The 18,647-nt window shown below is 70.1% G+C and carries 18 protein-coding genes; 10 read left to right on the forward strand and 8 right to left on the reverse strand.

Going from position 1 to position 18,647, the window contains the following annotated elements; all coding sequences use genetic code 11:
• Positions 1-19 precede the first annotated feature (19 nt).
• On the forward strand, positions 20-421 hold the full coding sequence (locus tag N0B31_RS08290) for a universal stress protein (RefSeq protein ID WP_260643396.1): 402 nt from the start codon (positions 20-22) through the stop codon (positions 419-421).
• Here N0B31_RS08290 and N0B31_RS08295 read toward each other — a convergent pair.
• Positions 418-1,449, reverse strand: coding sequence for a mechanosensitive ion channel family protein (locus N0B31_RS08295; protein WP_260643397.1), 1,032 nt, complete (start codon positions 1,447-1,449; stop codon positions 418-420). The two genes, N0B31_RS08290 and N0B31_RS08295, sit on opposite strands and share 4 nt — an antisense overlap.
• 87 nt (positions 1,450-1,536) lie before the next feature.
• On the opposite strand from N0B31_RS08295, the gene N0B31_RS08300 reads away from it, so the two are divergent.
• Both N0B31_RS08300 and N0B31_RS08305 read left to right on the forward strand, forming a co-directional pair.
• The gene (locus tag N0B31_RS08300) at positions 1,537-2,295 is read left to right on the forward strand and encodes a proteasome assembly chaperone family protein (RefSeq protein ID WP_260643398.1); all 759 of its coding nucleotides are present in this window, start codon (positions 1,537-1,539) and stop codon (positions 2,293-2,295) included.
• A gap of 183 nt (positions 2,296-2,478) precedes the next feature.
• Positions 2,479-5,556: an Eco57I restriction-modification methylase domain-containing protein gene (locus N0B31_RS08305; protein ID WP_260643399.1), complete on the forward strand. Its 3,078-nt coding sequence runs from the start codon at positions 2,479-2,481 to the stop codon at positions 5,554-5,556.
• Positions 5,557-5,894: 338 nt separating this feature from the next.
• On the opposite strand, the gene N0B31_RS08310 is transcribed toward N0B31_RS08305, so the two are convergent.
• Positions 5,895-7,538, reverse strand: a complete 1,644-nt coding sequence (locus N0B31_RS08310) for a class I adenylate-forming enzyme family protein (protein WP_260643400.1) — start codon at positions 7,536-7,538, stop codon at positions 5,895-5,897.
• Between the two features lie 88 nt (positions 7,539-7,626).
• Positions 7,627-8,118 (reverse strand): metal-dependent hydrolase, encoded by a 492-nt coding sequence (locus N0B31_RS08315; protein ID WP_260643401.1) that lies wholly within the window; start codon positions 8,116-8,118, stop codon positions 7,627-7,629.
• Positions 8,119-8,204: 86 nt separating this feature from the next.
• On the opposite strand from N0B31_RS08315, the gene N0B31_RS08320 reads away from it, so the two are divergent.
• Both N0B31_RS08320 and N0B31_RS08325 read left to right on the forward strand, forming a co-directional pair.
• A complete protein-coding gene (locus N0B31_RS08320) occupies positions 8,205-8,378 on the forward strand; it encodes a hypothetical protein (RefSeq protein ID WP_260643402.1) in 174 nt (57 codons plus the stop codon).
• Between the two features lie 81 nt (positions 8,379-8,459).
• Positions 8,460-8,906, forward strand: a complete 447-nt coding sequence (locus tag N0B31_RS08325; protein ID WP_260643403.1) for an ester cyclase — start codon at positions 8,460-8,462, stop codon at positions 8,904-8,906.
• A 42-nt stretch (positions 8,907-8,948) separates the two neighbouring features.
• Here N0B31_RS08325 and N0B31_RS08330 read toward each other — a convergent pair whose 3' ends face one another.
• Together N0B31_RS08330 and N0B31_RS08335 are read right to left on the reverse strand one after the other, a co-directional pair.
• A complete protein-coding gene (locus N0B31_RS08330) occupies positions 8,949-10,361 on the reverse strand; it encodes a lipopolysaccharide biosynthesis protein (RefSeq protein WP_260643404.1) in 1,413 nt (470 codons plus the stop codon).
• Positions 10,362-10,364: 3 nt separating this feature from the next.
• On the reverse strand, positions 10,365-11,795 hold the full coding sequence (locus tag N0B31_RS08335; protein ID WP_260643405.1) for a sulfatase: 1,431 nt from the start codon (positions 11,793-11,795) through the stop codon (positions 10,365-10,367).
• 87 nt (positions 11,796-11,882) lie between these two features.
• Between N0B31_RS08335 and N0B31_RS08340 the strand changes: the two genes are divergently transcribed.
• Both N0B31_RS08340 and N0B31_RS08345 read left to right on the forward strand, forming a co-directional pair.
• Entirely contained in the window at positions 11,883-12,857 is a 975-nt protein-coding gene (locus tag N0B31_RS08340; protein WP_260643406.1) for an alkaline phosphatase family protein, read from the forward strand.
• Positions 12,857-14,368, forward strand: a complete 1,512-nt coding sequence (locus N0B31_RS08345; protein ID WP_260643407.1) for a sulfatase — start codon at positions 12,857-12,859, stop codon at positions 14,366-14,368. Before N0B31_RS08340 ends, N0B31_RS08345 begins: the two co-directional genes overlap by 1 nt.
• Positions 14,369-14,539: 171 nt before the next feature.
• On the opposite strand, the gene N0B31_RS08350 is transcribed toward N0B31_RS08345, so the two are convergent.
• On the reverse strand, positions 14,540-15,379 hold the full coding sequence (locus N0B31_RS08350; protein WP_260643408.1) for a TrmB family transcriptional regulator: 840 nt from the start codon (positions 15,377-15,379) through the stop codon (positions 14,540-14,542).
• 97 nt (positions 15,380-15,476) lie between these two features.
• Between N0B31_RS08350 and aglJ the strand changes: the two genes are divergently transcribed.
• Positions 15,477-16,565 (forward strand): S-layer glycoprotein N-glycosyltransferase AglJ, encoded by a 1,089-nt coding sequence (gene aglJ, locus N0B31_RS08355; protein ID WP_260643409.1) that lies wholly within the window; start codon positions 15,477-15,479, stop codon positions 16,563-16,565.
• Here the strand turns inward: aglJ and N0B31_RS08360 are convergent.
• Positions 16,562-16,891 (reverse strand): DUF5789 family protein, encoded by a 330-nt coding sequence (locus N0B31_RS08360; RefSeq protein ID WP_260643410.1) that lies wholly within the window; start codon positions 16,889-16,891, stop codon positions 16,562-16,564. The genes aglJ and N0B31_RS08360 overlap by 4 nt on opposite strands.
• A 230-nt stretch (positions 16,892-17,121) precedes the next feature.
• Between N0B31_RS08360 and N0B31_RS08365 the strand changes: the two genes are divergently transcribed.
• Together N0B31_RS08365 and N0B31_RS08370 are read left to right on the forward strand one after the other, a co-directional pair.
• Positions 17,122-17,331 carry a ribbon-helix-helix domain-containing protein gene (locus tag N0B31_RS08365; RefSeq protein WP_260643411.1) on the forward strand — a complete coding sequence of 70 codons (210 nt, stop codon included), beginning with the start codon at positions 17,122-17,124 and terminating at the stop codon, positions 17,329-17,331.
• A gap of 48 nt (positions 17,332-17,379) precedes the next feature.
• On the forward strand, positions 17,380-17,595 hold the full coding sequence (locus N0B31_RS08370; RefSeq protein ID WP_260643412.1) for a hypothetical protein: 216 nt from the start codon (positions 17,380-17,382) through the stop codon (positions 17,593-17,595).
• On the opposite strand, the gene N0B31_RS08375 is transcribed toward N0B31_RS08370, so the two are convergent.
• Positions 17,592-18,575: an isocitrate/isopropylmalate dehydrogenase family protein gene (locus N0B31_RS08375; protein ID WP_260643413.1), complete on the reverse strand. Its 984-nt coding sequence runs from the start codon at positions 18,573-18,575 to the stop codon at positions 17,592-17,594. The two genes, N0B31_RS08370 and N0B31_RS08375, sit on opposite strands and share 4 nt — an antisense overlap.
• Positions 18,576-18,647 lie beyond the last annotated feature (72 nt).

Raw genomic sequence — 18,647 nt, forward strand, 5'->3', positions numbered from 1 at the left:
CCGGCCCGACTCTCCGTCGATGACGCTGGTCGTCGTTCCGGTCCGGTACCCGCTCTCGGAGCACTCGGAGGCGACCCTCCGTCGCGCCATCGAACTCGCGGAGGCGGAGGACGCCGACCTGACCGTGTTCCACGTCAACCTCTACCAGAAATCCAGGCGGGTGAAGCGGGCCGAACTCAAGCGGGCCGTCGAGGAGACGTTCGGCCACCTGCCGAACACGCGCTACGTCGTCCGCTCGGGCTTCCTCGTCGAGGAGACCATCCTCGACGAGGTGGCCGGCGAGGGGGCCGACTACGTCGTCATCGGCCGCAAGCAGGCCGGCCGCTGGCGCCGGATGCTCCGGAGTATCACCGACGAACCGGACGTGGAGGGGTACCTCCGCGAGAAGTTGGACTGTACCGTCGTCACGGCGTCGCTCTAGTCGCGCCGCTCGTCGCCGTCGACCCCCGGCGGACGTTCCGGGCCGAGCTCGGGGCCACGGTCGCGGACGCTGACCTGCATCTCCCCGCTCGTGTCGTCGAAGTAGAGGTGGCTGTGCGGGTAGGCGATCTCGACGTCGGCCTCCTCGAGCCGGTCCCAGATGGCCGTCTGGACCTCCGAGCGGAGTTTCAGCAGTTTGTACGGCTCGGTCGCCCAGTAGCGCAGGCGGAGGTTCACGCCGTGGTCGGCGAACGCGTCGATGTAGCAGGTGGGCCTGGCCGGGTAGCGTGCCGACCCGATGCGGATGTCCGGGCCCCCCTCGATGACCTTGTCGACGTGTGCGGCCGCCTCCTCGATGAGTGCGCGCGCCTCGTCGAGGTCCGACTCGTAGGTGACCTGTACGTCGAGTTTCAGCCGCGTCCGGCCGTCCTCCGCCGAGTAGTTCACCACGTCTCGCTCCCGGATGGAGCCGTTCGGGATGACGAGGAACGTGTTGTCGAGCGTGAAGACCTTCGTGTAGCGCAGCGTGATGTCCTCGACGAAGCCGTAGACCTCCCGGTCCGAGAGGTGGATCATGTCGCCGATCTCGTAGGGCTGCTCGCTCAGGACGAACAGGCCGTTGATGACGCTCCCGATGATGGGCGCGAGGACGAAACCCGCGACGGCCGAGAACACCGTGACCGAGAGCGCGAGGTTCTGCAGCGGCACGCCGAGTATCCGCAGGGCGAGTCCACCACCGAGTAGCAGGATGGTCGTCTGGATGGAGCGCAACACGGTCCGGGTGAGCGACGGGCGCTGGAACCGTCGAGCGATGCGCCGGCCGAACACCTGCCGGACCACCTTCGAGACGTAGTACGAGAGGACGACCACCAGCAGCGCGAGGGCGCCCTGGACCGCCCACTCCGGCACCCACGGCGGGAGGAACTGGCCGACGGTCTCGGCGGCGCTCTCTGTCGGCGTCCGGGTGGGGGTCCCCGTCGGTGTCGGCGTCCCCGCCTGTACCAGCACGCGCACGAACCCCCCGAGCATGGCCGTTCGGTCGCCGGCCGGCGATAAAAACATGGGTGGAAGGGACCGCCCCCGACAGATATGTAGCGGCACGTCCAGTACGGTGGTATGTTCGGGTTCACCGACCGCCGACCCACGTTCGACGTGAGTTCGCGCTCGAGCCCCTCCGAGACGCTCGTCGTCGGCGTCTCGGAGTTCGGGCTGGCGGGCCTCACGGCCGTCGACTACCTCGTCACCCACCTCGGCCTGGAGGAGACCGGCCACATCCGAGTCGACGAACTGCCGACCATCACCCCGTTCGCCGAGGGGCGCCCGCGGCACCACACGCGGCTCTACTCGCGTGACGACCTCGACGTGACCGTCCTCGTCGGCGAGTTGTTCCTCCCGCCGTCGGCCGCCGATGCCTTCGGGCAGGCCGTCATCGAGTGGACCGACGCGAACGGCATCGACGAGACGGTGGCGCTCTCCGGCGTCCCCACCGCCCACGGGCCCGACGAACACGTCACCTACCACATCGCCACCGACGACTACCGGTCCGAACGGCTCGAGGACCTCGACCCGGCCGTCCCCGCGATGGGCGGCGGCTACCTCGCGGGCGTGAACGGCGCGCTCCTCTCACACGGGATGGAGACGGCGCTGGCCGCCTGCGTCTACACCACCCCCGTCCACGCACAGACGCCGGACGCCGACGCCGCGCTCCGCCTGCTGGAGACGCTCGACCGGGTCTACGACCTCGGGGTCGACCTCGGCCCGCTGGAGGCGTTCGCCGAACAGGTGAGCAGACAGTACGAGGAACTGGCCGCGCGGATGGAGGCGGCGGAGGCGGAGGTCGGGGAGCGACAGGCGGAGGACAGGATGTACATGTAGAACCACTTTTTACTCGTCGGGGGCGCGGCGAAGCCGCACCCCACTCCTCGCAAAAACTGGACGAAAACTGCGCCGCTCGCTCCGCTCTCGGCGGGTAAGTGAGGGACGTCCCCAGCACCGCGCCGCGACCGCACCGCGACGCCGCCCCCGGGCTATTTAGGCTCCGTCGCCATTCTCCTCGCCGTGTCCGAGCAGTACGCGTCGGCGGACGCGGACGCCGACGGCCTCGCCGAGCGCCTCCGCGACCGGATCTACGACGAGGTGGTCCCACGGCTAGCCGGGGCGCTCGTCGACGCGCAGGGTCTCTCGGAGCCGACCCGCGACGAACTCGACGCGACCTACCGGGCGACGCTCGTCCTCTGCTATCGGCTCCTCTTCCTCGCTCACGCCGAGGCCCGGGGGCACCTCCCACGCGGGCGGAACTCGACCTACGACCGGTACTCGCTGGGGGGCATCGCCAGCGAACTGGCAGCGGGGACGACGTTCGGTCGGCGGCCGACGCTCTGGGAACGGGTGCAGACGCTCACCCGTGGCGTCCACGAGGGTGCCCCCGAGATGGGCGTGCCGGCCTACGGCGGCCGACTGCTCTCGGCCGACCCGGAGGTGAACGAGGCCGGGGCGAGGCTCGCGCGAGTGGAACTCTCGGACGCGGCGTTCGGCCCCGCGCTCGAAGGCCTGCTCGTCGACGATCCACCGGAGGGTCGAGCGACCCCGGTCGACTTCGGGGCCGTCGACGTCCGCGAGCTCGGCGTCGTCCACGAGCGGTTGCTGGAGTCCGACCTCTCGGTCGCCGACACCGACCTCACCACGGAGCCGCGTCGGGGTGACGAGCAGTACGTCCCGGCGGACGCGGACGACCCCGTGGTCGTCGAGGCGGGCGAGGTCTACCTCCACGGCCACTCCGGCGAGCGGAAGGCGACCGGCGCGTACTACACGCCCCCCCGGTTCGTCGAGCACCTGCTGGAGTACTCGCTCGACCCCGCGCTGGAGGCCCACCTCGACCGGGTCGACCGGGTCCGCGAGCGAGACGGTGAGACGGCCGCCTCCGACGCGCTGTTCGAGTTCGCGGTCGCCGACGTCGCGATGGGCTCGGGTCACTTCCTCCTTGGAGCCGTCGAGCACGTCACCGCGGCGTTCCGGGCGTACCTCCGGGCGAACCCGCTCCCCGGTGTCGAGCGCGAACTGGACGACCTGGCGGCGAGGGCCGAGACCGCGCTCGCGAACGCGGCGGCAGAGACCAACGCGGAGGCGGTGAGCAGGTCGGAGGTGGACCGTCGCAGACTCCTCCGCCGGGCGGTCGCCAGCCGGTGTCTCTACGGGGTCGACCTGGACGGGCTGGCGGCGGAACTGGCACGCCTCTCGCTGTGGGTCGACACGTTCGTCCCCGGGCTGCCACTCGACGACTTCGCGTCCACACTCCGGACCGGCGACTCGCTGGCCGGCGTGGGCACGCTCGACGAGGTGCCGGACACGCTCCGCGTGGACGACCCGGTGCACCACCGTGACGACCTCGCGGCGACGCGGGCGCGGTTCGACGTCCTCGCGGCCGCGCGCGTCGACGACGACATCGACCCGAGCGCCGTCGACTCGACTGTCCCGGACCCGCGGGACACGCCGACCTACGAGGCCGCCGAGGCGGCACTCGGGTCGACCGACCCGCTCCACTTCCCGGTGGCGTTCCCGGAGGTGTTCGGGGACGGTGGCGGGTTCGACGTCGTCGTGGGCAACCCACCCTGGGAGGAGGCCGTCCTCGAAGCGGACGAGTTCTGGGCGCGGTACGTCCCCGGCCTCCGGGGGCGCTCGCAGGGCGACCAGGAACGACTGAAGACGCGACTGCGTGCGGAGCGGCCCGACCTCGTCGCCGAGTTCGAGCGGGAGCGGGCGACGCAGGAGCGACGACGACGGACCCTCGCGAACGGGCCGTACCCCGGCATGGGGACGGGCGACCCCGACACGTACAAGGCGTTCTGCTGGCGGTTCTGGGACCTCCTCCGGGACGGCGGGTACCTCGGGGTCGTCCTCCCCCGGAGTGCGCTCGTGGCCGCGGGGTCAGCGTCGTTCAGACGGACGCTCCTGACCGAGGGCACCGTCACCGACGCCACGCTCCTCGAGAACACCAGCGGGTGGGTGTTCGACGGCGTCGCCGAGCAGTACACCGTCGCGCTCCTCGCCGCACGGAAGTCTCCGCCCGGCCCCGACGACACGCTCCCGTTGCGTGGGCCGTTCACCGACGCCGAGAGCTACGAGCGGGGCCTCGACGCGGGGCCGTACCGGTTCGACCCGGAGCGCGCGCTGCACTGGACCGGGACGGCCTCGTTCCCGCGACTCCCCGACGACCCGCGCTCGGTCGCGGCGTTCGCCCAGCAGGCGCGTCACCCGCCGCTGGGTCTCGACGACCCCGACACCTGGCGGGCCCGGCCGCACACGGAACTCCACGCGACGGGCGACAAGACGGCCGCGGACGGGTCACGGGTGATGACCTTCCCGGAGGACCCGCCGGTAGACCACTGGCCAGTGTACAGGGGTGGCTCGTTCACCCACTGGGTGCCCGACACCGGCGAGCGCTACGCGTGGATCGCGCCCGAGGTCGCCCGGGCGTACCTGCAGGAACAGCGGGAGAACTCCTATCGCTACGCCGGGTCGCGCTCGGCGTTCTCCGAGATGGACGAGTCGTGGGTACACGACCCGGAGACGCTCCCGTGTCTCGCGCCGCGGGTCGCGTTCCGCGACATCGCACGGTCGAGCGACCCGCGGACTATCGTCAGTGCGCTCGTGCCGCCCGAGACGGTGCTCACGAACAAGGCACCGTACTTCCTCTGGCCGCGCGGCGACGAACGCGACGAGGCCTACCTCCTCGGCGTGACGAGTTCGATACCGTTCGACTGGTACGCCCGACGGTTCGTCGAACTCGGCGTCAACTACCACATCCTGAACGCCCTGCCCGTCCCCCGTCCCGGTCGGGGGGCACCGCTCCGGCGGCGGGTGGTCGAACTCGCCGGCCGACTGGCGGCCGTCGACGACCGGTACGCCGAGTGGGCGACGGCCGTCGGCGTCGACTGCGGCCCCCTCGACGACACCACGAGACGCGAGTCCGTCCACGAACTCGACGCGGTGGTCGCCCACCTCTACGGCCTCTCTCGCGAGCATCTCGAGGTGGTGTTCGACACCTTCCGCGAGGACGACAGTCTCGCCGAGCGACGGGACGCGGTGCTCGGGTGGTACGACGAGTGGTGCGACGCGGGGCGGGCGGTGGACGAGTGAGTCGTCGCCGAGAGAAGGGACAGACCCCCCGGCGACCAGCTCGAACCGTCGGTTCGCGAGCGGTCGGCGGGGCGGGAGCGGGCGAGGTCACCCACCCGCGACGAGCGAAGCGAGAGGCGCTCGTTTCACCCGTGGCGTTATCCGAGCGGTTCGCGAGCGGTCGGCGGGGCGGGAGCGGGCAAGCACACCCACCCGCCGCGAGCAGGGCGGGACCGAAGGACCCGCTTGCAGACGGCGGCGAAGCCGCCGTCGACGCAGCGAGCGGCGCCTTCTTCACCCATGTTTTTGTGCGAGCGGTTCGCGAGCGCAGCGAGCGAACCCGAGGATAAAAAGATGGTCTAGAGTTGGTCGCCGCTCGTCAGCGGTCCGTCCAGGTACTCCTCGGCCATCTCCTCCAGTCGGTAGCGCTGGACCTTCTGGGTCGCCGAGCGCGGCAGTTCGTCGACGAAGAAGATGCGCCGCGGGTGGGCGTAGCTGGCGACGTGGTCGAGCGTGAACCTCCGGAGTTCCTCCTCGGTCACGTCTGCACCCTCGGCGAGGACGACGAACGCGACGGGGGCCTCGCCCTTCACCTCGTGGGGCGCGCCGGCGACGCCGGCCTCCTCGACGTCCGGATGTTCGTAGAGTGCCGCCTCCACCTCGGCCGGGTAGATGTTCTCCCCACCGGCGATGATCATGTCATCGGCACGGTCGACCATCCAGAAGTAGCCGTCCTCGTCGACGCGGGCGATGTCCTCGGTGTAGAAGTAGCCCTCGTCGTCGAACACCGCGTCGGTCTTCTCGGGGAGTTCGAAGTAGCCCTCGAACACGTTGGGACCGCGGATGGCGAGCTCGCCGCCCGTGGCCTCCGCGTCGTCGAAGTCGAGGTCCGAGTCCGGGAACGGGCTGAGCTCCTCGGGCGAGACGCGCGTCTCGCGGGTCTCCGGGTCGACGATCTTGATCTCACAGCACTCCAGCGCCGGGCCGATACAGCCAGCGGCCTTCCGGACGCCGTGGGAGGGTTCGACCGTGCCGGCGGGTGCCGTCTCGGTCATCCCCCAGCCCTCGACCATCGGGACGTCCCACGCCTCCTCGATGGTGCGACGGACCTCGTCGGCCAGCGGGGCGGCCGCGCAGTTGACGTAGCGCAGCGACGAGAGGTCGTACTCGTCGGGGTTCTCGCGGTACTCGCGCCACATCATCGTGTACATCGCGGGGACGCCGGCGAACGTGGTCGCGTCGTGCTCGTCGATCCCCCGGAGCATCCCCTCCCCCTCGGGCTGCGGCTGGAGGTGCATCGTCCCGCCGCGGACGAGGTACGTCGCCATGATGGCGTTCAGGCCGAAGATGTGGAACAGCGGCAGGACGAGGACGATGGAGTCGTCGGCGTCGATGGCCAGTCCGCCCTTCGTGTACGCCTCGACGGTGGTGAGGAGGTTCTCGTGGCTGAGGAGGACACCTTTCGGTCGGCCCGTCGTCCCCGAGGTGTAGGGCTGGCAGGCGATGTCGCCGTACTCGCGTTCGGGTTTCTCGAAGGTGTCGTCGTAGTCGTCGAGCACGTGCGAGACGTTGACGACGCCGTCGTCGCTCACCCCGGGCAGGAACAGCGTACTCACCTCGGCGGCGTCGGCGAGGTTCTGCACCTGTTCGGCCAGCAGTGGCGAGCCGACCATGTGGTCGGCCTCGGCGTTGTTCACCACGTAGACGAGCGTCTCCGGGTCCATCCGGAGGTTCAGCGGTACCGCCACCCCGCCCGCCTTGATGATGCCGAAGTAACTGACCGGGAACTGGGTCGTGTTCGGGACGAAGATGCCGACGCGGTCGCCCGGCCCGACGCCGTGGTCGGCGAGCATGTTCGCGTACTTGTTCGACTCCGCCTCGAGTTCCGCGTAGGACGTCGCCTGCCCGAACGAGGTGAACGCCGTCTTCTCGCCGTACCGGTCTGCCGCCATCGCCGGCAGGTCACCGAAGTGACGCAGGGGAGCGCCTTCGAAGTGTTCCATGTGCGGCCGGACGGTTCGGCGGGTAGTTAATAAATATTCGTCCGAGGATACGGGGTCCGTTGAAGTGTACCGCCCGGCACCGGTGCGCTCAGACGTACCCGGACAGCGCCAGCACCACCACCGAGGCGACGGCACCGAGGAACAGGAGGCCGTAGTTCGCCACGGTGTTGTCGGCCCGTGCCAGCGACAGCGAGAAGCGGTCGACCGGCACCGGCCAGAACACGTTGACCCCCATCGGTGTCAGGGCGTCGGCCAGCAGGTGCGACCCGATGCCGACGACGCCGAGGACGAGACCGAAGACGGCGCCCCGCATCGGGCCGCCGAGTGGCTGCCACGAGCCCTGTCCGAGCAGGAACCCCGCGGCGCCGAGGCCGCCGGCGACGAGGGCGAGGAACAGGAGCGAGTGGGTCGGACCACGGTGCGGGACGAGCGGGAGACGCAGGTCGATGTCCGGGAGCGTGGCGAGCGAGAGCACCACGGCCCCGCCGAGGAACGCCAGCAGTGGCGCAGCCTCCAGCAGGACGAACCCGACGGGTGCGTAGGCGAGCAACGCCATCCCGTAGTGGCCGGTGGCGTACACACGCCCCGATACCGCCCGCCCGGAGAAGAACCTACGGGAGGGTGGGCGAGACCGGCCCTTATACCGGTCCCCGCCCATCTACCCGTATGGGCATCCTCGACACGCTCGTGGGGACGTTCGGCCCGTTCCTCATCCCCGTCGTCGTCTTCGCCGTCGGCGCGGTGGGCTACGGACTCCTGTTCGCGCTCAACCGGGCCCGTGGGACCGACGAGGTGTCGAAGTGGCAGGCCGCCGACGACCGCCCGGACGAGCGCGAGTAGTTCCTTCCGTCACGGACCGTCACGAGCCGGTGAACTAAGTTGAATGTCTGACACGTCGTGGACTGTTCTCGGTGCTACACGATGGCAAGCACACAGCAAGAACAGCGTGAGGCGGCACAGGAGATCAGCGAGGCGTTCGTCGAGGCGTACAACACGGGAGACACCTCGCTCATCGAACCAGTCGTGACCGACGACTTCGTCTGTCACCACCACGGTGCCGGCGTCGAACTGCACGGGGCCTCGGAGTACGCGGGGCGCATCAAGGAGATGCGCGGCGCGTTCTCGGAGTTCAAGATGGCCGAGGACATCCTCGTCGTCGAGGGGGACCTCGCGGCGGCGCAGTTCAGCTGGGGCGGCACACACGACGGGCCGTTCCAGGGTATCGACCCGACGAACGAGTCGGTGCACACGTCGAGCCTCTGCCTGATGCGGATGGACGACGGGAAACTCGACGAGATGTGGATCTACAGCGACACGCCGGGGATGCTGGAGCAACTCGGCCTCGAACCCCGGTTCGGTGAGGACTGAACGCAGACGGGGCCGGGGTGGGGGAAGCGGGGGACGGGACGCTCACCCGGCCGTCGCGAGCAGGGCACGGGCCTTCCCCCTGACGCGGGCGGAGACGACGACGAGGACGAGCGTGTAGACGCCGACGCCGACGAACACGAGTGCGACGGTGCCGTAGTGACTCCGTGGGAGCGACGGCTCCGCGGCGAGGACCCCGGCAGCCATCACCGCCGAGGCGAGGACCTGTCGGGCGAGTTCGGCCAGCGGGACGTCCGGCCGCCCGATGAGTCGGGAGAGCGCGCCGTAGCCCAGCGCGAGGCCGACGCCGGCCGAGACGGCGGTGGCGACGGCAGCCCCGACCCAGCCGTAGGCGTAGACGAGCGTCACGTTCAGGACGAGGTTGAGGCCGACGAACGCGGCGTTGATGCGGAACGCCACGTCCGGGCGGTCGACGGCGTTGACGACGTTGACGAGCTGGTCGCCGTAGGCCGAGAGCATCCGCGCGCCGACCAGTATCAGGAGGATGCCCGCCCCCTGCGTGAACTCGGGGTTGTAGATGCGCAGGACGCGCTCGCCGAGCACCCACGCGCCGAACAGGCCGGGGATGATGAACACGCCCGTGAACACCAAGCCCTCGTTCAGGTAGTGGTGGATGCGCTCGTAGTTGCCGTCGACGCTGAGCTCACTCACCTCCGGGAACAGCGTGTCCTGTACGGAGTTGGCGACGAGGACGAACAGCGACGCGAGGTTCCACGCCACCTCGTAGACGCCGATGAGGGTGGCGCCGACGGCGAAGAACGCGAGGACGATGGTGTCGGTCCAGCCGAAGGCGCGGGACTTCAGCCGGCTGAGCCAGCCGTAGCGGGCGTACCGGACGAGACTCCGGGCGGTCTCCCACGAGGGCCGCGAGGGCCGGCCACGGACGAGGAACACGCCGACTGCGGCGGCGACGAGGACGGAGACGACGTGGCTCGCCACGAGCGCGGCCACCCCGTAGCTCAGCAGGACGGCCCCGACGTGGAGCACCGACCGGACGACCCGCTCGACGGTCTTCAGTGCGCCCGCCTGCGCGACCTTCTTCTCGCCGTTGAGGACCGAGATGGCGGTGAGCAGGCCGACGTTCGAGACGACGAGCAGCGCCACGAGTTCGCCCACGGGCGCACCGACGAGTCGCTCGACGAGCGGCGACCCGACCAGCAGGCCCACCCCGAGGACGCCCGCGACGGCGAGTTCGAGCAGGAGTCCGGTCGCCAGTAGTCGCCCGGCGTCGCCTCCCTCGCTCAGGCGCTTGGTGACGGCGTCGCCGATGGCCGTCGGCGGGATGGAGAGCCAGAACATCAGGGCCACCGCCACGGCGTAGGTCCCGAGCACGTCCGCCCCGCCGAGGCGAGCGATGGCGAACGTGGCCGCGAATCCGGCGACGCTCACGCCCACCTGCGAGACGAAGTGCAGGAGCGTGGTTCGGCCGAGTCGCATCGGCTACTCCACGTACCCGAGGTCCGAGAGTTGCTTCCGCATCGCGTCGTCGAACGCCGCGTCGCGGGCCTCACCGACCGGCTGGCCGTCGGTCGCCAGCCACTCGGCCAGCGCCTCGCGCAGTTCGTCGGCCACCTCTGGGTGGTCGGCGCTCGCGTCACGTGACTCGTCGGGCAGCGCGAACAGCTCCTCGCCGTCCTCGCTCGTCTGGAACTTGAACTCGTGGGTGCGAGCGCAGGTCATCGTGGGGGCGTGGTACCGGGAGGTGTCGAACGAGGGGTCGTGCTCCGTGAAGTCCCCGAAGTCGGCGGGAGCGCGCTGGGCGACAGCGAACTCGCGCGGACCGTCGCGCAGGTCCACACCCTGCATCCCATCCGTGTCGCCACCCGCGACGGCGACGAGCGTGGTCATCAGGTCGGTGTGCTGGACCGGGTCGTCGTCCGCGAGCGCGAGGGCGTCGGTGAGGCGCTGGCTGGCCCCGTCCCCCTCGCCGTCCGAGTGGACGACGAACGGGACGTTGATCAGCCCGTCGTGGAGCAGGAGTTTGTGCGCGAGCACCCCCTGCTCGCCGAACAGGTCGCCGTGGTCGGCCGTGACGACGAACACCGTCTCGCGGTCGGTGTCCAGTGACTGGACGTACTCGAACAGCCGCCCGATACACTCGTCGGTGTAGGCGACCTCGGCGTCGTAGGTCGCCAGCAGCGCGTCGCGCTCCCAGTCCGTGAGCGGGTCGCCGCTCGCCACCCGCTCGTACATCGTCCGGTGTACGTCCATCGCGATGTCGACGGCCTCGGCCGGGCCGGCGTCTATCTCGTCCGTGTAGCGGTCCTGCCACGGGAGCGGCGGCACGTAGGGCCGGTGTGGCTCGTTGTAGTGGAGGTAGTGGAAGAACGGGGCGTCCCCGCCAGCGAGGTCCGAGAGCCACCGCTTGGCGATGTCGTTCATCAGGAACGGGGTCGCGTGCTTGGCCGTGTCGGGCGTGAAGCCGGCGGAGTGACGCCGGAGGTTGAGGAGGTACTTCGCCAGCGTCGCTGGCCCGGCCACGTCGAACAGCGTGGCGGCAGCCAGCCAGGCGAAGCGGTCGAACCCACGGAAGAGGTCCGTCGCCTCGCTGACGTGCGAGTTCCGGGAGAGGCAGGCGGTCCGGTAGCCAGCGTCGCGCAGGCGCTCGGCGACCGTCGGGAGTTCCGGCGGGAGCGTCGAGCCGTCGATGCCGACCGTGTTGTGCGTGGGGTAGGTGCCGGTGAGGATGCTCGCGGAGGAGGAGAGCGTCCAGATGCCGGCGGCAATACCGTCGGAGAACGCCCGACCGCCGGGGCGGTCGGCGAGTGCCTGGAGGCGTGGCGTGGTGTCCCGGTCGTGGCCACCCATCGTGGTCCGGTCCTGCCGGACGCTGTCGAGGGTGACCCAGACGACGTTCGGGCGCTCGCTCATGCTGCTGGCTGGGTCCGGGGGCTTCAAGTCCTTTCCCTCTCGAGCCGAGGCCGTCAGATTCACGTCCCGTGCGGCGGGAGGGCGGGTATGACAGTGGTGGTCCTCGGTCTCGACGCCCTCGACCCCGACCTGGTCGACCCCGAGACACACCCGAACCTCTCGCTCGCCGCCCACCGCGCCATCGACACCATCGACAGCGTGGCGGGCGAACCGAGCACGCACGAACTCTGGCCGACCATCGTCACCGGCCTTGAACCTCGCGAGCACGGGCTCGTCCTCGACGACGGCGTGGCGTGGGGTAACCCGGTCCTCGACCGGGCGAGCGACGTGGCCGACTACCTCCTCCCTGACGCTCTCCAGACGCGCATCGGCGCGTGGCTGCTGACCAACACCGACTCCGACGCCTTCCGCACGCGGGCGACCTACTACGAGGAGCAAGGCCTCTCGACGCTGTTCGACGGGCGGGAGGCGCTCCCCATCGGGGTGCCGAACTACGTCGTCGACCCGGATTCGGAGGACCGGGAACACCAGCTCCGGCGGAGTCTGGGCGACCTGTTCGAGCGCGACCCGGAGGCCGTCGGCGGGCACACCTCGGCGGACCCGGACACCTTCTACGAGCAGTGTCTGGAGATGCTGATGATACGGGTCGCCCGCACCCGTCGTGGTCTGCGTGGCGGGCGCTACGAACTCGTCTTCGGCTACACGAGCGGCCTCGACCTGGTGGGCCACGTCGCCTACGACGCCCCGGACCTGCAGGAACGAGCGTACGCGGAGGCCGACGAGTTCGTCGGCGAACTCCGTGGTGACCTCGACGAGGGGGACGAACTCCTGCTCGTGAGCGACCACGGCCTGCAGGACGGCGTCCACACCCACGAGGCGATGGTCGCCGGTACCGACCCAGAGATGGTCGAGGCCATCGGGAGTGTCACGGACGTGCGAGCGGCCGTCGAGACGGAACTAGACGAGAACGACCACTCGCCCGAGCCACGGGTGGCGCGTGAGCGCGACGGCGTAGGCGGCGAGCAGGTCCGCGAGCAACTGGAAGACCTGGGGTACATGTGATGCACGAGGGATCGAGCGAACGACGAGAGAGAGATTCTTCGGCGGCGAGCGACGACCCCAACGTCCTCCTCGTCGTCCTCGACAGCGTCCGCGCGAGGAACTGCTCGGCCTACGGCCACCACGAGGGGACAACGCCGTTCCTCGAGTCGTTCGCCCGCGAGCGGGCCACCCTGTACGAGCAGGCCCGTGCCCCCGGTGCCCGCAGCGTCACCAGCCACGCCAGCCTCTTCTCCGGGTTCCACGTCGAGGAGCACGGCGTCGTCTCCGCCGCCCACAAACTCGACCCCTCGGTGAGCGTCTTCTCGACGCTCCGCGAGGAGGGCTACGCGACTGGCGTGTTCAGCGAGAACGACTGGATAACCGCGGTCGACGTGGGACTGAAGGACGGCTTCGACACTGTCGTCGGCGCGCGGAACGTCCCGTTCCCGGACGCCGTGAATCCACACGAGTTCGTCTCGAACCAGGGGCGGGGCCAGTACGTCACCTTCCTGAAGGAGGCGCTCGCGGACGACCACCCCGTCCAGTCGCTGGCGAACGGCGCCGCCACCAAACTCCAGTCGGACTACAAGCGCTTCCTCCCGTCGAGCGTGCGAGCCTCCACCCCGGCGGGCGTCTACGTCGACTCGTTCCTCGGCTGGTCCGAACGCCAGTCCGGGCCGTGGGGCGCCTGCGTGAACCTGATGGACGCCCACATCCCGTACGAACCGGCCCCGGAGCACGACCACTGGGGGGGCAAGCGCGCCCGCGAGTTGCAGTCCTCGTTCGAGGACCAGAAGTGGGCGTTCAACGGTGGCCAGCGCCCGTGGTGGCAGAAGAAGGCCGTCGAGTCGCTGTACGACGGGGCCATCCGGCACTGCGACGCGGAGCTGGAGCGCCTCGTGAGCGAACTCGACCGCCGCGGTGACCTCGACGACACCCTGCTGGTCGTCACGAGCGACCACGGCGAGGGGTTCGGCGAACCGAGTCGCGTCCGGCCCGGCGTCCGTGTCGCCGAACACGGCGTCGCGCCACACGAGGCCGTCCTCCACGTCCCCCTCGTCGTCCGCCTGCCGGGGCAGGACGGAGCCACACGGGTCGAGCGACCCGCCTCGCTCACCGAGTTCCCACGCGTCGTGCAGGCCGTCCGCGACAGCGAACACCCGACCGAGGGGTTCCGCCCCGACGGCCCCGTCCTCTCGACGGCCGTCGGGCTCGACGAACCCCTGCAGGAGCGGGCCAGCGCCTACGTCGGTGACCTCTCGCCGTGGACCGCGGACTCACGCGCCGTGTTCGACTGGGACGAGGGCCAGGGCGTCGTCGAGAAGTCGCTCGTCAACCGCGACCGGGCCGTGACGGTGACCTGTCGAGACGCGCAGACGCAGTACGTCGACGGTGGGGGCGACCGGCCGCGCGAGCGGGTGGCCGAGGCGTTCGCCGCTGTCGAGCAGCTCGACGTGCGACGCTCGGGCGGTGGGGTGGAGGACATCGACGACGCGACGTACGACCGGCTGGAGGACCTCGGGTACGTCTGACCACTTTTCACTCGTCGGGTGCCCGCTGCGCGGGCACCGCTCCTCACAAAAACGTGGTGAAAAAGTGCGGCGCTCACTCCGTTCGCGCCGGGTGAAACGTCTCTTTCCGCTCGGCGTACACCGACCCTACAGCCACCGCCACCGTACCACTCAGCGCCGCCCAAACCCCGCTCAGTCCCGCTCGGCCGTACTCTCGTAGTCCCACACCAGATCGAAGAATCGAGCGAGCCCTGCCACGAACGAGCCGTTCTCGGTCAGTGCGGCCTGCCGCATGTGGTTCGGGACGTCGGGCTCCTCGACGAGGAAGATGGCCTCACCGGAGTCGTACTCCATCGACGGGTCCACGAGGGTGCCGCGCCACGGGAGGACGTGCCGCGAGAAGCGGAACTCGACGCTCGGGAACTCCCGTTCGAGGCGCGCGACCCGGTCGTCCTGGACGGGCCGCTCGTCGTCCGCGAGGATGTCCGGGTGGTGGAACAGCACGCGGACGGCCACGTCCCGGTCCACCGCGTCAGCGAGCGCGGGGGCGACGCTGTCGAGGTACTCCCACGACTTCGTGAGGACGCGCATCTCGCGCTCGGCCTCGTGGTAGAGTCGCCGCGTCTCGGACTCGCTCGGCTCTCCCACGTCGACGACGTGGAACAGTTCCTCGGCGGGGCGGACCGACTCGCCGGCCTGCTCGTATCGGGGCTCGAACTCCGCGAGGAAGGCGTCACTCGCGGACTCCAGTTCGCGCTCGAACGAGGCCAGCGACTGCCGCTCGTTCTCCCGTGCTCGCTCGAGGATCTCCTCGGGCGAGCGCGGCACGTACTCCTTGGGCCGGCCGGGCACGACCTTCACGAACCCGCGGTCGGCCAGCGAGTCGAGCACGCCGTAGATACGGGCCTTCGGGATGCCGGTCGCCTCGGCGAGGTTCGGCGCGGTGGTCCGGCCCAGCCCCACCAGTTCGGCGAGCGCGGTCCGCTCGTACTCACCCAGCCCGAGCAGGTCGAACACCCCGGCGTCGTCCATACCGACGACTCAGGCGGGGCTCACGTAAACCACGCGGTGCCCCGCGCTCGCCCGTGAAGCCAGCAGTTTTTTGCGCTCTGAGGGGCGACACCCGGTAATGGAGCGACGCGAGGACGTCTGTGTACTCCTGCCGACGCTGAACGAGGCCGAGACCATCGGGTCCGTGGTCGAGGGGTTCCGCGAGGCGGGGTACACGACCGTCCTCGTCGTCGACGGCGGATCCTCCGACGGGACCCGACGCATCGCGGAGGACGCGGGTGCCCGTGTCGTCGTCCAGTCGGGCAACGGGAAGGGCCAGGCGGTCCGTGAGGGGGTCCGGAGCGTGGAGGAACCCGTCGTCCTGATGGCCGACGGCGACGGGACGTACGACCCGGCTGACGCCGACGCGATGCTCGAACCCATCTTCGCCGGGCGCGCCGAGCACGTCATCGGCGACCGGTTCTACCGGATGGCCGACGACGCGATGCCCCGCCTCAATCGGGCCGGCAACCGCCTCGTCAACCGCGCGTTCGCGTTCGTCCACGGCCGTGACCTCGCCGACATCCTCTCGGGCTACCGCGCGTTCACCCGCGAGTCGTTCGAGCGACTCCGGGTCACCTCGGACGGGTTCGGCATCGAGACGGAACTCGCCGTCGAGTGCGTGAAACACGGCGTCCCGACGGAGGTGGTCGGCGTCTCCTACGGCGCCCGTCCGGACGACTCGGAGACGAACCTCCACCCCATCAAGGACGGCGCGCGCATCTACCTCACTCTGTTCCGACTGGCGAAGACGAACAACCCCCTGTTCTACTTCGGGAGCGTGGGCGTCCTCGCGCTCCTCGCGGGGCTGGCGGTGGGCGGCTACGTCGGCTACGAGTGGTTCCTCCGGGAGCCCCCCGTCTCCCACGAGGCGCTCGCCGTCGTCTCGGCGGCGGGCATCATCCTCGGCGTCCAGTTGCTGATGTTCGGCGTGCTCTCGGACGTCATCGTGGCGGTGAATCGCGAGCAGACCCGACGTATCGAGGAGCTCGCCGCGCAACTCGGCCGCGGTGGGGGACGAGCCTCGACCTACCGGACGGGGTGGAACGGGACCGAGACGGACGCCGAGCGCTCGGCGCAGGAAACGGGCGAGAGTGCGGCGGAGGCAACGGGCGAAGGAACGACGGAGGCAGCGGCCGAGTCGGAGTCGCCGACGCCGGACCGTTAGAAGGGGAGCAGTGACCGGAGCTGGGCGAACAGCCCGGACCCGGACCGCTCGCGGTGGGCCTCGAAGACGGGGTGGAGTGCGTTCAGGAGTTCCTGCTCGGTCTCGAACTGGGAGCGGTGCGTCTCCGAGAGCACCGCCGAGAGGCTGACCGTGCTCCCACCGGCGTCGTACGGTATCTCCGGGTCACCCAGTTCGCGCACCAGCGTCTCGGCGTCGACCGGATAGGCCACCTCGGCCTCTTCGAGGTGGGCGTCCAGCGCGGCGATGCCGAACGTCACCACGTCCGGTGTGTCACCGTCGTCGCTCGGTGGGGGCCTGACTCCCATCGTCCCCCGCTACACCCGTCGTCACCTAAAGACCCGTGGTGTCCAACCATCTTTTTCCGCTCGGGGTCGCCTCCGGCGACCCTCTCGCGCAAAAACATGGGTGAAAAAGGCGCCGCTCGCTTCGCTCGCGGCGGGTAGGTGTACTCGTCCGCACAGCACCGCCTACCGCACTGATTCCTGCTCTACCCCTCGAGCACAACTCCTTTTTGGGCGCCACGCTTCCTTCGGGTATGACCGACTACACCACCGTCTCCATCCCGAAGGAACTCGCCGAGCGCGTCGACGAGACCATCGAGGGGACCTCCTTCTCCTCGACGTCGGACCTCGTCCGCTTCCTCCTTCGCTCCATCGTCGTCCAGCACCAGCGACAGGGTGAGCTCACGGAGGCCGAGTTCGCCGACATCGCCGACCAGCTGCGTGACCTCGGCTACCTGAAGTAGCCCCGACGGGCCCGAAAGCCCTTGTCCCGGGGCGTCCGGAGTCGGAACGTGGACCGAACCAACGCCCTCCTCTACGCCGTCCTCCTCGCCGTCATCGGGAACGCCGCTTCGATAGCCGGCGGGGGTAACCTCGCCCCCGTGGGTGGCCTCGTGCTCGTCGTCGCGCTCCTGTTCGGCACCGGCGTGTTCTTTGCCGAGTTCGACGAGGACGGGTCCAGCGCGGGTGGCGGAGGGACGGAGAATCGAAGCGAGGGCGACGACTAGAGTCGCTCGACGATGGCGGCGGTCACGTCCTCGGTGGAGGCGTCCCCGCCGAGGTCAGGGGTGTGTGGTCCCTCGGCCAGCACGCCCTCGACGGCGTCCCGCACGTCGGCGGCCGCCTCGCCGTAGCCGAGGTGGTCGAGCATCATCGCGGCCGAGAGCACCGTCGCACAGGGGTTGGCGATGCCCTGTCCGGCGATGTCCGGCGCGGAGCCGTGGACCGGTTCGAACAGGCCGCGTTCGCTCCCGACGTTGGCGCTCGGGAGCAGGCCGAGGCCGCCGACCAGTCCCGCGGCGAGGTCCGAGAGCACGTCGCCCGCGAGGTTCGGCGCGATCACGACGCCGTACTCCTCGGGTCGGAGGAGCAGGTGCATCGCCAGCGCGTCCATCAGCGCGTCGTCGTAGTCGGCGCCGCGTTCGTCGCCGACTGCCTCACAGGCGTCGAGGAACGCTCCGTCCGTGACGCGCATCACGTTCGCCTTGTGCGCGATGGTCACGTCCTCGTAGCCGTTCTGCTCGGCGTAGTCGAAGCCGAACTCGGCGATGCGCCGCGAGGCGTCCTCGGTGACGACGCGGGTGAGCGTCGTCACGCCGTCGGCGATCTCGCTCTCGATGCCCGAGTAGACGCCCTCGGTGTTCTCCCGGACGAACACGAGGTCCGTCTCGGGGCGCAGGGCATCGACGCCGGGGTAGGCGCGGGCGGGCCGGACGTTGGCGAACGAATCGACCGCCTCACGGAGCGGGAGGATGACGTCGGCTGCCGATTCACCGGCCGCGCCGAACAGCGTGGCGTCGGCGCTCGCGGCCGCCTCGTAGGTCTCCTCGGGGAGCGCCTCGCCGGTCTCGGCGAGCGTCTCGTCGCCCGCGTCGTACTCGGTGAACTCGAAGTCGACGCCGTCGAGCGCCTCCAGCACCTCGACGGCCGCCGGGACGACCTCCTGTCCGATGCCGTCACCGGGGACGACGACGATATCTTCGGTCATGCTCGGGGGTGCGCGTGGCCCGCGAAAGAGGGTGTCGGTCGCGTCAGAGCCTGCCCGTGACCGAGGACCCGG

The organism is Salinirubellus salinus, from assembly GCF_025231485.1.
Classification (GTDB): Archaea; Halobacteriota; Halobacteria; order Halobacteriales; family Haloarculaceae; genus Salinirubellus; species Salinirubellus salinus.

Coding starts and splice junctions, on each gene's coding strand:
- N0B31_RS08350 (WP_260643408.1), bottom strand. CDS start 15,379: ATGGACGACGCCGGGGTGTTCGACCTGCTCGGGCTGGGTGAGTACGAG.
- N0B31_RS08375 (WP_260643413.1), bottom strand. CDS start 18,575: ATGACCGAAGATATCGTCGTCGTCCCCGGTGACGGCATCGGACAGGAG.
- N0B31_RS08300 (WP_260643398.1), top strand. CDS start 1,537: ATGTTCGGGTTCACCGACCGCCGACCCACGTTCGACGTGAGTTCGCGC.
- N0B31_RS08360 (WP_260643410.1), bottom strand. CDS start 16,891: ATGGGAGTCAGGCCCCCACCGAGCGACGACGGTGACACACCGGACGTG.
- N0B31_RS08325 (WP_260643403.1), top strand. CDS start 8,460: ATGGCAAGCACACAGCAAGAACAGCGTGAGGCGGCACAGGAGATCAGC.
- N0B31_RS08295 (WP_260643397.1), bottom strand. CDS start 1,449: ATGCTCGGGGGGTTCGTGCGCGTGCTGGTACAGGCGGGGACGCCGACA.
- N0B31_RS08345 (WP_260643407.1), top strand. CDS start 12,857: ATGCACGAGGGATCGAGCGAACGACGAGAGAGAGATTCTTCGGCGGCG.
- N0B31_RS08290 (WP_260643396.1), top strand. CDS start 20: ATGACGCTGGTCGTCGTTCCGGTCCGGTACCCGCTCTCGGAGCACTCG.
- N0B31_RS08335 (WP_260643405.1), bottom strand. CDS start 11,795: ATGAGCGAGCGCCCGAACGTCGTCTGGGTCACCCTCGACAGCGTCCGG.
- aglJ (WP_260643409.1), top strand. CDS start 15,477: ATGGAGCGACGCGAGGACGTCTGTGTACTCCTGCCGACGCTGAACGAG.
- N0B31_RS08340 (WP_260643406.1), top strand. CDS start 11,883: ATGACAGTGGTGGTCCTCGGTCTCGACGCCCTCGACCCCGACCTGGTC.
- N0B31_RS08310 (WP_260643400.1), bottom strand. CDS start 7,538: ATGGAACACTTCGAAGGCGCTCCCCTGCGTCACTTCGGTGACCTGCCG.
- N0B31_RS08365 (WP_260643411.1), top strand. CDS start 17,122: ATGACCGACTACACCACCGTCTCCATCCCGAAGGAACTCGCCGAGCGC.
- N0B31_RS08330 (WP_260643404.1), bottom strand. CDS start 10,361: ATGCGACTCGGCCGAACCACGCTCCTGCACTTCGTCTCGCAGGTGGGC.
- N0B31_RS08320 (WP_260643402.1), top strand. CDS start 8,205: ATGGGCATCCTCGACACGCTCGTGGGGACGTTCGGCCCGTTCCTCATC.